General features: G+C 49.7%; 13 protein-coding genes. 7 read left to right on the top strand and 6 right to left on the bottom strand.

The genetic code is table 11. The annotated features are described in order from the left end of the window. Positions 1-12: 12 nt before the first annotated feature. Both F0261_RS06315 and F0261_RS06310 read right to left on the bottom strand, forming a co-directional pair. The gene (locus F0261_RS06315) at positions 13-363 is read right to left on the bottom strand and encodes a hypothetical protein (RefSeq protein ID WP_171337494.1); all 351 of its coding nucleotides are present in this window, start codon (positions 361-363) and stop codon (positions 13-15) included. 158 nt (positions 364-521) lie between these two features. Further along, positions 522-842 (bottom strand): hypothetical protein, encoded by a 321-nt coding sequence (locus F0261_RS06310; RefSeq protein ID WP_171337493.1) that lies wholly within the window; start codon positions 840-842, stop codon positions 522-524. A 199-nt stretch (positions 843-1,041) separates the two neighbouring features. Between F0261_RS06310 and F0261_RS06305 the strand changes: the two genes are divergently transcribed. The 7 genes from F0261_RS06305 (at position 1,042) to F0261_RS06275 (ending at position 10,232) form a co-directional block, all read left to right on the top strand. Continuing rightward, complete coding sequence (locus F0261_RS06305; RefSeq protein ID WP_171337492.1) at positions 1,042-1,554, top strand: hypothetical protein; 513 nt, start codon at positions 1,042-1,044, stop codon at positions 1,552-1,554. Between the two features lie 430 nt (positions 1,555-1,984). Further along, positions 1,985-2,341 (top strand): hypothetical protein, encoded by a 357-nt coding sequence (locus F0261_RS06300; protein ID WP_171337491.1) that lies wholly within the window; start codon positions 1,985-1,987, stop codon positions 2,339-2,341. Further along, positions 2,283-4,292: a type IV secretion system DNA-binding domain-containing protein gene (locus F0261_RS06295; protein ID WP_253819216.1), complete on the top strand. Its 2,010-nt coding sequence runs from the start codon at positions 2,283-2,285 to the stop codon at positions 4,290-4,292. The genes F0261_RS06300 and F0261_RS06295 overlap by 59 nt, the downstream gene beginning before the upstream one ends. After that, positions 4,289-7,393: a MobF family relaxase gene (gene mobF, locus F0261_RS06290; RefSeq protein ID WP_171337490.1), complete on the top strand. Its 3,105-nt coding sequence runs from the start codon at positions 4,289-4,291 to the stop codon at positions 7,391-7,393. Before F0261_RS06295 ends, mobF begins: the two co-directional genes overlap by 4 nt. A 200-nt stretch (positions 7,394-7,593) precedes the next feature. Next, entirely contained in the window at positions 7,594-9,021 is a 1,428-nt protein-coding gene (locus F0261_RS06285; protein ID WP_171337489.1) for a hypothetical protein, read from the top strand. Positions 9,022-9,160: 139 nt separating this feature from the next. Next, positions 9,161-9,385 (top strand): hypothetical protein, encoded by a 225-nt coding sequence (locus F0261_RS06280; protein ID WP_171337488.1) that lies wholly within the window; start codon positions 9,161-9,163, stop codon positions 9,383-9,385. Positions 9,386-9,398: 13 nt separating this feature from the next. Next, positions 9,399-10,232, top strand: a complete 834-nt coding sequence (locus F0261_RS06275; RefSeq protein ID WP_171337487.1) for a hypothetical protein — start codon at positions 9,399-9,401, stop codon at positions 10,230-10,232. A 50-nt stretch (positions 10,233-10,282) separates the two neighbouring features. Here F0261_RS06275 and F0261_RS06270 read toward each other — a convergent pair whose 3' ends face one another. From F0261_RS06270 to F0261_RS19885, 4 genes are all read right to left on the bottom strand, one after another. Continuing rightward, on the bottom strand, positions 10,283-10,669 hold the full coding sequence (locus F0261_RS06270) for a hypothetical protein (protein ID WP_018982183.1): 387 nt from the start codon (positions 10,667-10,669) through the stop codon (positions 10,283-10,285). A 10-nt stretch (positions 10,670-10,679) separates the two neighbouring features. Next, positions 10,680-11,843 carry a hypothetical protein gene (locus F0261_RS06265; protein WP_253819214.1) on the bottom strand — a complete coding sequence of 388 codons (1,164 nt, stop codon included), beginning with the start codon at positions 11,841-11,843 and terminating at the stop codon, positions 10,680-10,682. Between the two features lie 170 nt (positions 11,844-12,013). Further along, positions 12,014-12,937, bottom strand: coding sequence for a XamI family restriction endonuclease (locus F0261_RS06260; RefSeq protein WP_171337485.1), 924 nt, complete (start codon positions 12,935-12,937; stop codon positions 12,014-12,016). Further along, positions 12,934-13,902, bottom strand: coding sequence for a hypothetical protein (locus F0261_RS19885; protein WP_253819212.1), 969 nt, complete (start codon positions 13,900-13,902; stop codon positions 12,934-12,936). The genes F0261_RS06260 and F0261_RS19885 overlap by 4 nt, the downstream gene beginning before the upstream one ends. Between the last annotated feature and the right edge of the window lie 60 nt (positions 13,903-13,962).

Raw genomic sequence — 13,962 nt, 5'->3', positions numbered from 1 at the left:
TTTTATGAGACCCTATATCTCCGGATTACCAGAACCTGAACCGCTCGGGTCTTTTTCGAGACCCTCTGAGCGCCAAATCAGTCCAAAACCTGCTTCGTGGCACAATATTGCCCACGCACCGTAGGGAATCCGAGACTCACCACCGACCCACTTCCTCACAGTGCGAGAGCCTTTGCCGACCCCAGCACCGGTAGATGAAGCGCCAACCAGATCCGCTACCTGTGCTCCAGTTAGTTTCTTTAAACCACGTCGCTCACCTGCCAGGACGAAAACTTGTCTTATTTCATCTGGCGAAGGTGGCTCCCACTCAGGAAATGGACGTAATGTTTCTGGGCGAACCTCTATTTTGTTTTGTTGTGACATTTTTCTTCCTTTGTGTACTTGGGTCTTTTATGAGGCCCTTTGGGGCTCAAGACTTTCCAGGATGAGGGAGGGTAGTGCTGCAAGGTCTCTTGAGAGTCCTTTTGGAGCAACTTCACCTCAAATAGGAAGGCCCCGGTAGGCCGGGGCGAATGAATTTGTTACGCCTGCTGGAGCCGTTCCAGTAACGGTCTTAGTTCGCTTAGACCGAAGCCATGAATTGCTCTTCGAACAGCCTCCTTGGTGACCTCAAGGCCGAGCTGGTCGCCCCGTGCGATCTCCCAGTGGTGCTCGGAAGTGCGGTAAACCATGACAGGAGCGAACCCCTCGGGAGCAAGGTAGATGTCTCCCTCTCTGGTCTGATACTCCTCCCAACCCATAGCGGTAGATAGCGGGTCAGCTACCTTCAGATCGGCAAGAACGTCGCAGATCATCGCGAAAACAAAGTTATCAGCGTTTAGGTTAGTTGCTGTATTCATCATCAGATTCCTCTGGTTTTGGCCTTGGCAGAATGCCCGGCCCTCATCTTAATTATAGGCATATAGTGCCTATCTTCAAGTCTTTCTGATAAGAAATTTATCTTTTTTTGCTATGCACCCAAAACGGGCAATTCTACGTGGGTCGATTCTGGGAGTCCCGTGCGAGCCTACCTCAGTCATCAACTAAGAGGAGATATGACATATGAACAAGCAAGTATTTGTTATTGGTATGGCTGTAATCGGGGCGTCGTTAACGGGCTGCTCTTTATTTCCACCATTACCTGAATACACGACCCATTTTGATAATGGCGAAACCGTCAGCGCTTATACACATGACGGATATTTTTTCTATAAAAACATAACTTCTGATGGGAAGACACATTGTCTCGCAGAGTTTGATGCTAAAGAAAACCCCAGCCTTCAGGAAGCACTAGCAACATTAGATGAGGTGATATACCGGCATAAGGTATTGGATAACTGCTCAGCTTTTAGTTTTACATCTGGTTCAGCTTCGTTGAGAGACCAGGATCCAACACTAGGATTCGAGCGAACCCAGAGTGAAACCAAATGCCGCGTGGCTATTGGTGAAAACCCACCTATGAATGCCGCTGAAGCGCAATCATGGGAAGAGATTGCTCGCGATTCCTTTCCAGGCTGCGAACAAGTACAGATTATCGACTTTCAAACGAATAGCAAAGAACGGGAGGCTGAGTAATGAAGCGTCGCAATATTTTCAGCCTTGATAGCCCACACACATGCTTCCATTGTTGCGGCAGCACATACCTGAGAATTCTGGAAGAGGCGGCAGATACTTTGAGTGCTGAACAGGCAATTCAAACTATCGTATTTCGGCTCGCAATCTTGGGAGAAAAGCGACGCGAATATGCCATCAAAAAGCTCGCGGAGCAGTTCCAGAGACTTGCAGACTTCCCTCCAAACACCACCCCAAGCCTAGCTGCTCGGGGACCCCAGCACGGGGTCATAAAATCAGGCCTTCGTCCTGATTTTTCTCCACACCCCACTCACCGCGAGTGGGCTGTCTCATCCGGCGCTGTCGCACCGTCTGAGGGGACTCCCTGCACCTCCAAGCGTTCGGAGTTACAAGGGAGTCAGGAACACAGAAACAGGGTGCAGGAGGGACACTAATGGGAGTTTCTAAGGCTTATCGAATTCAGATCTATCCCAGCCGAGCTGTTCACCTTTTGCTGAAGGAGCTGGCCCAAGAGTCGGGCCAGACCATCAGTAAAACGGCAGTTTCCCTAATCGAGCAGGCCATAAACGACGACTCAGTTTTAAACGAAATTCGTCTTGTTAAAGGGGACCAGAAAAGCATCTATGAGCAGTTGGTTAACCTGATTTCGATCAATGTTGCAACAGTCGATTATTTGCTGAAAAAGACGTGCTCCCCCGACGAGATGGCTGAAGCGAAACAAGCTATTTCGCATGGAACTAAAAAGCTTCGTCAGCATTTTAATGGAGGAGATGATAATGCCGGAGATTAGAAAAGGAAAAGTGGGTGATTTTATTCGTGGAGCCGACACATGGCTCCACGGTCAACAAATGTTTTTCTTCAGCTTCGCCTGGTTGGTTCTACTTGGGCTTATCATAGCTACTGTAGTTTCATGTTTATACATATGGGTATCTCTTGATAAGTGTGTCTTGAGTAATGCTATTACATATTGCTGGGCGCACTTGAAGGGTCTTATACAGCCATTTTCATCAATAACCATAAGCGAGTGTGTTCCAATAGAAGGCAATAGCACTCTCCCGCTCAAAGTTATAACGGAAGAACAATTCTTTAAGGGATCTGCTAGCCAGGTTATTGGGCAATTTGGATGGTCTTTCCTTGCAGTCTTTATTCTATATACCCCGTTAGGAGGTGTTTTCGCTTTCAAGGCTGCGAAACGAGGAAAGGATATTAAGGTTGATAAATACATTCGCGGAGCAAAATTGGTATCAGCTGAAGAATTAAAGAAAGAGGTTATCGACAAACATGGCCCCTCCGGTATAACTATCGGCGATTTACCGTTACCTGTCGGCTTTTCAAAAAAGCACACTCTTATCAGTGGTACGACCGGGGCGGGTAAATCGACAGCTTTAACTCATTTGCTCAAGGCAATTCGTGCTCGTGGTGACAGGGCTGTGATTTACGATAAGAAAGGCGAGTTCGTTGAAATGTTCTACCGAGACGGAGTTGACCATATCCTTAACCCGTCCGACAGTCGGTCGCACCAATGGACGCCGTGGGAAGAAATGGTCTCTCCTTTTGACGCTGACTGGATCGCAGAAACTCTTATCCCAGAGAACAAGTCCAACGGTGGAGACCCATTTTTCAGAGATTCCCCTCGTCATGTGTTTTCAGCAGCATTACAGAAACTCTATCTGGATGGCTTCCGCTCTCTATCCACGCTTTTGCAGGCTACGGCATGGAGTGACCTGGAATTGTTAACCGAATTAGTCGCGGGGACACCGGCTGAAACCCACTTTTCTAAAGGCAATGAAAAAACATTGGCGAGTATTCGGTCAACTCTCGTAAATGGGGTCTTGCCACTCCGGTTACTGAAAGAGTCGGACTCCCGTGGATTTTTCTCAATCCGAGATTGGATTGCTCAAGGCGACGAACAAGGTGCTGATGATTCATGGCTATTCCTGCCGGTACGAGAATCGGACATTGAGATTCAGAAGCCTCTGATTTCGACGTGGATTCAGTCAGTGGCTAAGGGGCTGATGGCTCGTGGAGTTAATAACGACCGAACCCTCTGGCTCATTGTGGATGAATTGCCTTCTTTGAAGAGAATTCCGGCTCTCTCAATGCTTATGGCTGAGGGGCGTGGATTTGGGGCAGCGGTTGTCTTAGGTATTCAGGAAATCAATCAGCTCGAAGAGGAGTTTGGGAAGAATACGTCCAGAACCATTCTTGGTCTGTGCTCTACCCAGCTCCACTTCCGTCTAAACAACGCAGATACCGCTGAATGGGTCTCCAAGGTACTTGGCGAAGCCGAGCGAGAGGAAATTGACGAAGATTTAAACTACTCCGCTGACGACATCCGTGACGGCGTAAGAGTCTCCTCCAAACGCCAGAACCGAAAAATTGTGCTACCTAGCGAGATCATGGATCTGCCGGACCTGTCCTGTTACGCAAAGATCTGGGGCGTAGAGGCCAAAGCGCGTATTGACGTGCCTTTCATCAGGTTTCCGAAGATTGCAGAGGGCTTTGTCCTGGGCGATGAGAACGAAACGGTAGGGATGCGCCTGCTCAATGCGGCTAGGGCTTCGAGGGCCGATGCAGCGGAGGCTGTGGAGTTGGAAAGCCCTAAAGGCATACAGAATCAGCCATCCGCCAATGAGCCACACGAGATCAAAAGCGTGTCCGAAGCCCAATCCGCGCTGGATACCGCCGGTATGGAGGTTGATCACGTGTTTTCGGATTTGTTAGGAGATAAAAAATCATGATGTCACCAAAAGCTATAAAAAGTGCCTCTCAGGCAGGCCATTACTTTGAAAAAGACGATTATTACGTTGATGGTTTGTCACCATCTGAATGGTTTGGCGACGGAGCGGAAACGCTTGGATTGTCAGGAGACGTGGACCGAGAAACCTTCAAAGCTCTCCTGGAAGGCCAGCTCCCGGACGGGCAGAGACTTGGAACTGTCAGAGACGGCGAATGGAAGCATCAACCAGGAATTGACTTAACTTTCTCAGCACCAAAGAGCGTTTCAATTCTGGCCGAGGTCGCAGGTGACCAGCGGCTACTGGAAGCCCACGATGAGGCGGTGAAGGCTACGCTTCGTTATATAGAGCAAGAGTACATTGTAACCAGGAACCGTAACCGAGCTGAGAACACAGTTGATTACGAGAAAACTGCTTCGATGGTAGCTGCCACTTTCAAGCATACAACTAGCCGCGCTCTTGATCCGTTTCTGCACACCCACTCTGTGGTTATGAATGCGACCCAACGAGCAGACGGACAATGGAGATCTATCGAGAACAAGCCACTTTTCATCGACCAGAAGCATCTGGGTCTCGTTTATCGGCAAAACTTGGCTGTAAGGACGACTCCTCTGGGCTATGAAATTGAGCATGGTAAAGATGGGAGTTGGGAGATTCGGGGAGTTCCTGAAGAGCTTATCGATCAATACTCTAAACGAAGCCAAGCAATTGAGGGTGCCTTAGAGGGGCTTGGAAAAACTAGAGACACAGCGACTGCCGCCGAGAAAGAAACAGCCACCCTCGATACACGGGATAGGAAGGTCCACGCTGAGCGCGGCGAGCTTCTTGAACGATGGCATAACGAAATCGGAGGAGACAGACTTAATGAACTGAAGGAAGTCATTGCTCAATCGACGGTAAATCAACCGACGGTTGAAAAGAAGACAGAAGCTCTTTTGGAGCGGGTTCAGCTAGCCAATGAGGCAGTAATGTGGGCTGCCGAACACCTTGGTGAACGTGACACCTCTTGGTCTCGTCACGAGCTTCTTAAAGAAGCCAGCCGTTACGCTGGATCTCGGGTTGTTCTTACTGATGTCCAGAACGCCATCGAAGCAGCGGCGAATGATGGATTGCTTCAAGAAAAGTCCGTCCGCATCTACGACAAGGTGAGTCAGCAGGAGATAGATGTCCGAGGTTACACCTCGAAAGCGGCCATCGTAATCGAAGACGAAATGCTGAAGGAGGAGTACATCGGCAGAAATCGCGCCGGGTCTCTTTGCAGTAAGGACAGAGCGACAGGGGCCATCGCCAAGGCAGAGGAGAAGGCCAATGCCGCCGGTTACGAGTGGAACTCTGACCAGAAGCGTGCTACCGAGGGAATTCTCACCTCAAAAAACCGGATTATTGGTGTTCAGGGCTTCGCCGGTACTGCTAAAACCACCTCGGTCCTACGAACGGTAGCTGAGACAGCAAGGGAGATGGGATATGAGGTGAGGGGGCTTACTCCCACGAACTCTGCTGGGCAGAGCCTGACTGATGGTGCTGGAATTCAGTCTGGAACCATTCAATCCTTTCTAGCACAGAGCCGGAACGAGTGGGTTCAAGAACGAAAAACCCGTTCCCAGATCGACAAAATCGACAAGCGACTGGACCAACTCGAAAAAGCTCTCGCCAATCCAGGCACGGACGAAAAAACGGGAGTTCGGATTCCTGATAACTCCCCCCTCTACCAGAAACGGCTCGATGAATTCCGATATGAAAAAGCGGAGCTACAGGCAGAACGTAAAGAGCTTGGAAAAATGTTGGAGAAAATGCCTCAACTTTGGGTTGTGGATGAGTCCAGCATGGTCGGCACCAAACTAATGCGAGACCTCCTGCAACGTGCGGGCCAATCGGGGGCTCGTGTTGTGCTGACTGGTGATGTTCGCCAGTTAGCTTCTGTAGAGGCTGGAGCTGGCTTCAGACAGCTTCAGAATCACGGGATGGAAACCTACCATCTAGAAGAAATCGTTAGGCAGACTAACCGAGGAACTAGGGATGCGGTTTATCTCTCTTTGATGAAGAAGGCGAAACAGGCACTCGACCGAATCCAAGAAAGCGGTAGTGTGATCAAGGAGATGGTCGCCCAGAAAGGGAATGGAAAAATCGACCATGAAAAAAGCGGTGAATTGCGTAGGGAAGAGCTTGTGAAGGACTACATGGCTCTCGCGCCAGACGAGCGAGCCAAAAGCATCATTCTAGAGCCCAGCCGGGAAGGTAGGAGCCGTACCAATGATCTTATTCGCAGTGCTTTGAAGGAAGAAGGCACCCTTAGCGACGAAATTCGGGTTCAGCGGTTGTCTTCCGTCGATTCAACTGAAGCCGAGCGGCGACTGACTAGGACATATCAAGATGGCCGGATCGTCCGATTTGCCCGCAGCTTCAAGAGAGAAGGCATCAAGCAGGGAGCATACTACGAGGTTGTTGGGCGTGAGGGTCAGGATGTCCTGCTAAAACTGCACGGTTCGGTTGAGCAGGCAGATTTAATACGTTTCTCTCCAGAGCGTTATTCTGCCAAGAATGTCCAGATCTTCAGCCTGGCCGAAAGCGGCCTGGCAGTTGGTGAAAAGATTGTCTGGCGCGACAATGATAAGCCTTCTGGCAGGCTGAACAACGACTGGGCTACTGTAGAGAAAATTGAGGGGACGACCGCTACCTTCCGTCTTGCCAATGGAAAAACTGCCGAGTTCGACATGTCGAAGCTGGGAAACTCCCACTGGGATCATGGGTATGCCATGACCGTACATGCCGCCCAGGGTAAAACAGCTCAGAACGTCTTTGTGCACGCGGAGACCGACAGAAAGGCACTGCTGAATACCGAACAGTTCTATGTCCAGATTTCACGGGCAAAGAATGGAGTTTACCTCTATACGGATTCCCGAGAGGGTCTTATCAAGGCCGTAGAGCAACGCACAGGCCAGAAGCAGGCGGCCAAAGAAAGCCGGTTCAGGGACCTTGCCCCGCTAGATCATCTGATGGATAAACTCTGGGATCCTGTTATGACTCAGAGGGAACAGCAAAAGCGGCAGGAATCTCCCCAGCACGATCAAGGGCGCGACCGTGAAGGGATAGAACTGTCTCGCTGACAACGATAACTGCCACGGACGGCGGTATAAATCATAACTGTAATTATCATAATTACGGTAATCGGAAATACCATTTCTTTCACATGTGAAAGTTTTCACCGTCAATTCCCCTACGCGCCCCAAACGGGCAAAAGCGCAGGCGAGGTTTCTGCTCTGTCTACGGGACAATACCTCTGTTATATCAAAACGGAGGATAACCCATGAAAATACTCAAACCATTTACGACGGCTGTGTGCGTCGCCCTTCTAGGCGGTTGCGCGTCTCTGTCCAACCCTGTCACTGGCCTAACCGGTGATGCCACTCAACCTGAAACACAAGTTGCTGCAATAGACACTGGAGGAGCGCTAACGACTCTGCACTCAGTCGGCTTTGTGGAAAGTGATTTTGGCTCACCGGCAGCGATGCGTTCTGCCGCAGTCATGCTGTCTGCCTTTGGCGCAGAGTGGCAGGCATTTGACGCCTGGACAGAAGAGATGTTCGATCGTCGGGCTGAACTTGAAGGAAAAATCCGTAACCCTGAATGCTTTGGAGAGGCAGACAATATTCTGACCTACTCCCAGTATGCTGATGAAGAGGTTAAGCGGCGAGTTACCTATGCCAGTACCCCGGATCTACAGAAAGGGGAATGGCAGAGAGCCGAACTGGAAGCGGGCAAAAAGATGGACCTCGATGACTTTGTGGAGTGGCAAATTGCGCGAGAAAATGACGAAGTTCTCGAACAGCATCGTCAGAGAGCACTTCGAGAATATGGTAGTAAATGCACCATCGGGACACCAACAGACCATGCTCACTATGTTCTAAACGTACACTTTGCCGATGTAAAGGGCTCCTTATTCGCGGCGGCTATTGATCGTGCAGGTGCACATAGAGCGTTGGAAATGACCACCAAAGCCATGCAACAGCAGGTTGGCTCGATTAATGAGGTCACCAAAGCGCTTTGGACACTATCAGATGACGGTGAATGGCGCACTCCCACTGCGCCTTTGCCGGCCTTCGTCGGACGTTCTGAGGGAATCCTTCCGTGGCACTTGGGCGGCATGTGCTCACCTTTCGGCTCCGGATCTCGGAACAATGAACCCGTGCCAGTGGATGAAATCGCGGTAGCCCTGGGCTTTGAGCCTCGCCCGACAGACGGAGGTTGGCATTGCCTCACGTGGTCCGACTACAACTGGGAAAAGGTAGCTGAATTAGTTGCGAGTGAATCCAAGCTGCTTCGACAGTACATGGAAGAATACTCTCCAGTCTCGAACGGATACGCCGTTCCGAGCTGGGCTTACCCTGGACCGAATCATAAAGACCAGAAATTTTATACGCGTCGTCGGGATCTTAAGCGGGACAGCGGCATGAGTTCACGGTCAACTGTTCACGAACGTGAGACTTGTACAACCTATGCGGCGAAGAATTCCAACCTAGTGACTTGGTTATACCCTGCTTGCAGTACCCTCGAAGACCTGTCAAATGCCTTCGGCAACAGGGCTGAGTTGATGCGCGCCGCAGGCCGAGCGGACGCTTTCACATGCTCCCGTGACCTCACTGCCAGCTCGTACGCACCAGATGTATCAAAATGTCCTTCGGTGTTTCCTCGTTCTTCTATGGAGAGAGGAATACATAAAGTTACTTCCTTTTAGTTCACCTCGGGGCCTGTTGGCCCCTTTTTTAACTTTGCGCCCCAAACGGGCAATTAGCGACCGCTGCTTCAAGTAGAAAACGCGAAATAATGTCTCTTGCATGATTGTGTACAAAAGAAACTAAGCAAGGAGTTTCACCATGGGAATCTTAAAACATTTACTTCCTCGCCACTCTAATAATACCGATGCGGAAAGCGCCGACCGGATGCTACAAAAACAGCTAGCGTCCGCTCGGAAAACTATTGATCAGCATGAAAAAAAAATGCGGGAAACGCTAGCGCATCTCGAACATATCCTTCATCCGGATAACTATGTCAGTGCCAAGTTAGAGAACGGCATCCTGACAGTAACCCACCGACATTGATAAGGAATAAACTATGGATACTAAAGATAAAGCGAGAGTAGCGAGTATTTTGGACTCGTTATCTAAGTCAGATCATTCCGACCCACATAAGTTTTTGTCTGAGATAAACAAGGCAGCAGAGTCTTCTCTGGATCAAGCCAATATAAAGCAATTTACGAATAGTCAGACCGAACCAACGCTGAAGCAATCGTCTCTCGATATTAGCAAGCTCAGGGAGGAGTCCGCTCTACCGAGAGAGCAAATAGAGGCCATTGAGAAAACTGCGGAATTGGTTCATCGGCTCGAATCTGCTGGATTTCAGCGACCAGAGAAGGAAAATTGGGTCAGCGAAATGCTGAACAACCATCAACGAGGATACCTACAGAATGACATTTTCACAGAGGCTGCTGTAGGTCTCGTTTGGATGGCCGCAAAGCTAGTCGAGAAAGCTTTTATAAGCCCTGACAAGGAGCAAAAAACTGACCTGAAGAGCGAGCTAGTCTCCGAAATCAAAGGTGAGCTCGCGAAAATTAGCAAAGCCGCAGAAAAGCAGCTTGCTCATAGTCATATTAAGGATGCTACAGCGGAGCGGAACCAGGTAATGTCACATGCCATATCTCAGGCTCGTGAACTTTGGAAAAGCGGGCAGGAGCAAAAGGCAGACAAGCTCATTGTGCAGACCCATAACAAGCTAACTCAAAGCGCCCGAAAGCAGTTCATGCACTACGAACCAAGCCCAGAGCATCGGAAGGTAGTATCTCAGGCAGAGGGTCGGGAGAAGGAGCGAGCAAAACTCGCAGAAAAAGCCCAAGATGCGACTATTGGTCACCAGAAAGAACGTGACCGGGACAAAGGGTTGAGCTTGTAGCAGTCAGGCTGGTATCACAGAGCCCCGGTACATCCGGGGCTTTTTTATGATTAGTTGGATTTAGGAGGATTGACTTCAGCCTCACGCAAGGCGGCTCGCATGTCCTCCATGTCGCTATCGAGCTGCTCAAACATCAAATCCATATCACCAGAAAGTGCTTCTCGCTGCTGTTCCAAGCGCGAAATTCGAGCTTCTCTTTCAGCTTGCCGAGCAGCAAAGGTCTTCTCTTGCGCTGCTTGCTCTTCAGCGGTTGGCGGATTGTCGAAATCATGCCACGCTTGCGCGAAATCGCGTCTGAATTCTTCAGACTGGATCTGCTGTTGCACCTCGTGGGCTTTCTGTTGAACCACGACCTCTTGCCGTCCAGATAAAGCAAAATACACAATTATTGCTGTAAGTGGCATAGAAATAGCGATGCCGTAGAGTATAGATTTCATAGTTGTATCCTTAGTTATTTTTAATACCTGGTTGAGAAACAGAGAAGCCGGTTTCAGCCGAGTTCGTTACGTTGGCCGCACGTTCTGTTTGAAGGCGTTCAGAAATGCGCATGGAAAGGTTTTTAGACTGACTCTGGCGGTTATCTAGGCTTGCGTACTGTGCGTCGGATGCGGACTGCTCAGAGCTATCAGTAATTGAGCGGGATCGTGAATAGAGCACATCTTGTGACCGTGATGTTTCTAGATCCCATGTTTGACCGAAAATAGAATTGCCCCGACCGTAAACCGTTAATTCGCCAACCGACGCGGTTAAGCTCTTAGGGTCCACACTGAACGCTCCACAGCTCCAGTCATACTTTCCCTCGTAGCGATAGCCCCTGCTGGTAGGGACAACACAATTCTCTCCAAACTGCCTCTTGGCTATCTTTCGAGCTGCTTCAGGGAGGTCTTCGCGACCTAGTTGATGGCTCATAGCCTGCGCAAGTCCAACTTTCACGCTCTGTCCTATAGGAATGGACTGCCCCGAGGCGAGCTCATCCATAGTTGCCTCAGCGACCAAGCCATATAATGCCCAGCAAGCCCCATCATCGAGGAGGTACTGTGCTGGGATACGCATCGTCGAGGGCATGCCGGTAGTTGCCCAGTTGTAGGCAGCTTGTTCTACCTCAAGCTGACACTGACCAAGCGTTTTTTCTTTGTTCCAGGCCATACAAGCTTGAGCACTGGTTAAAACCGGTTTCGGCTCCCTACGGGGAAACTGAGGCGCGCGGGGCTTTGTAACAAGAGAACAGCTCTTAATGGCAGACGCGGTAGGTCCATACGTTGAGCGGCCCTGCTCAACATAGGCAAATAGCTCATTCATAAGTGCGAGTGGCGCTGTCTTTACCGACAACCGGTCGGTATCTTGCGCCTGCTTGCGGTTAGATAGTTCCGTGGCATCTCTTTGGGAATCCGTTTCTGTCGTTCGAGATTCCTGACCGGTACGCTCTTCTTGGCCGTTCTGTCGCTGGATCTCTTTAGAGTTTTCTTCGTTGATGGATTTTTCGAGCTGAGAGCGGTTTTCCCGGGCGGATTTCTCGCTCACGCTTGCGCTTTGCTGAGCGACGGCTTGATTGCCGACCACCAGGGCAACTATGCCAATGAGCACCCCAATGGACCGAGTTCTTACATTCATACACACCTCCAATAGCTGAACAGTTCCTCGATATTTTCTCGCGGAACGAATCAGATCGGCGGATGTGTTCTTGCCCGTTTTGGGCGCAAAGGGAAAAATCACTCACGTGGTTCGAGTAAAACCACATGAGTCGAAGGGAAGATAGGTAGGTTAATTTACAGCGAAGAAGCTTATTTTTTTGATCTGGTGCTATTAATAAATTTACCCAATTCTCCTAGCTCATGAGCCCAGAAAAGCGTTAAACCACCAGATTGCGCCTGCTCTAGGTTATGGACTTTAAACACCCCAGTGAGTACAGCCGTAGGTACGACTTGGTTAGTTCCAAATTCTCTATGCCAAATACCAGCTTTTACCGCCGCATCGTTATTGATACGCTTTACACTGTTAGTAGAGCTGTTTGAAACCTTGCATTCAATTGGCATCAAGCGGCCATCATATAGTCTTACTGGGACGTCGGCCTTTCTACTGCCAACCATAGCTTCACTACAAAACTGGCCTATATCTGGAGCGTCAGTGAGTGTATGAATATGACGAACAGGAACTTCCTCAAAACCGAGGCTCACCAAGTAATCCTTTACAGCATTTTCCTGTTGGTCTTTTCCTTCATTTCGACGATCAGTTGAAACTCTTTGGGCAGTGATGAGTGCCGCCGAGGCGAGGATTGCGGCGGACTTTTCCTCTTCGGTTGGAGCGCGTTCCTGAGCTACCCAAGGAAATCTTCTTGGATCAATAGCAATCAAAATGGTGTCGAGAAGACGCTGCGCCTGATCAGGATTGTTCGCTAAAACACTTGGGCCTAGTGATGCGTCCGCCAATACTTTGAGATCGTCGGCAGAAATTGGCGGCCCAGCAAGATATCGAAGAGCATCACCAAGTTGCTCCTGGAAGATCCCAGCAACATCTTCGGGGGATAGGTTCTCTGGGCTCGCAATGTCAAACTCGTCAAACAGCCTGTGAAATTGTGCTCTATACTCGTCGAAAGTCTTTTTCCAGCGCTCCAACGGCTCGCTTAGTCTTTCATCGCGAAAAGCTGAACGAGCAGCAGTTGCACAATCAGTTAATTGTTCTGTAGTCCAATACGGTGGTTTTTTCATACAACTAGTTGATCTGGGCGTGGGACCCAAATTCTTTCTATTTCTTTAGGTTCAAATTTAGTAAGGCCGCCTGCGTATGTGCGTCCACTCTCCACTCCAACATTGTCGCGGAGCCAAGCGGCCAAGGCGTCAAGTGTTATATCATCCATCGTCTCACGAGGATATAGGCCATGTGCTATATTAATATGGCGTGCGTCGCATAGATTCCTTACAAAGGCAGGAGGTCTTCTTGCCATATAAGTACAAAGTAGAGGAGCTGGGTCTTTGAGTCCTACTGACCACCAAGCGCGTCGATGCCTCGCGATATATGATTGGTCAGCCCCCTGCTGTTTTGCCCACCTAAGAAACTTCTTTACTTCCGATAAGGCAGCATCATCTAACTGTTCAAGATCGGTAGGCAAATCAACCACTCGACGCAGTTGCTGGTGATCGGACAATCTCTCTCCAGCAGAAAGCAAATCGCGGGCTTTTGTGACAGTTGGAGTTAGAACCCCCTCCGGTAAGCCCTTTGTATGTTCTCCAGCTATCCACACACTATTGCTACCAGTTACCTGTCCACGGTGCACACGGCAGATTTCACCTAGCTCAATGTATCCAGGAGGCACTGCTGGGCCAGGTTTTACAATAGTGGACCAACGCTTAGCGTTTGAAACGGTATCCCACGAGACCATTGTTCCAGTCGAAAGACCATTCAGTCGGTCAAGAGATTCAACTGACCGAACACAGAGATTGTCTGGCCTTTCTCCTACCCGGAAACAGGTTATAGCTCCGGTGGTAGTGGCATCAGCGAAAGGCATAACTGACGGTTCAAGCACATGCAGTGCGACTCCACCTAGCCCATCCGCTAGAAGTTGACGTAAGGTGGCACCGTAATTGACGTCAAGCCACTCTGCCGACGTGATGAAGACTCCAAAATCTCCTGGGCGAGCAAGTTGCATAGTGCGAACAAAGAAATGTATGTGCAAACCAGCCAACTTGCTTGCTCGAACCCCAAAAGAAGCTGCTGCATCAGCGAACCACTTTTT

It is taken from the genome of Alteromonas sp. 07-89-2 (genome assembly GCF_013113925.1).
In the GTDB taxonomy this organism is placed as follows: Bacteria; Pseudomonadota; Gammaproteobacteria; order Enterobacterales; family Alteromonadaceae; genus Alteromonas; species Alteromonas macleodii.
Note: the sequence above shows the minus strand (reverse complement) of the source record. Positions and strands in the feature narration are given on the sequence as shown.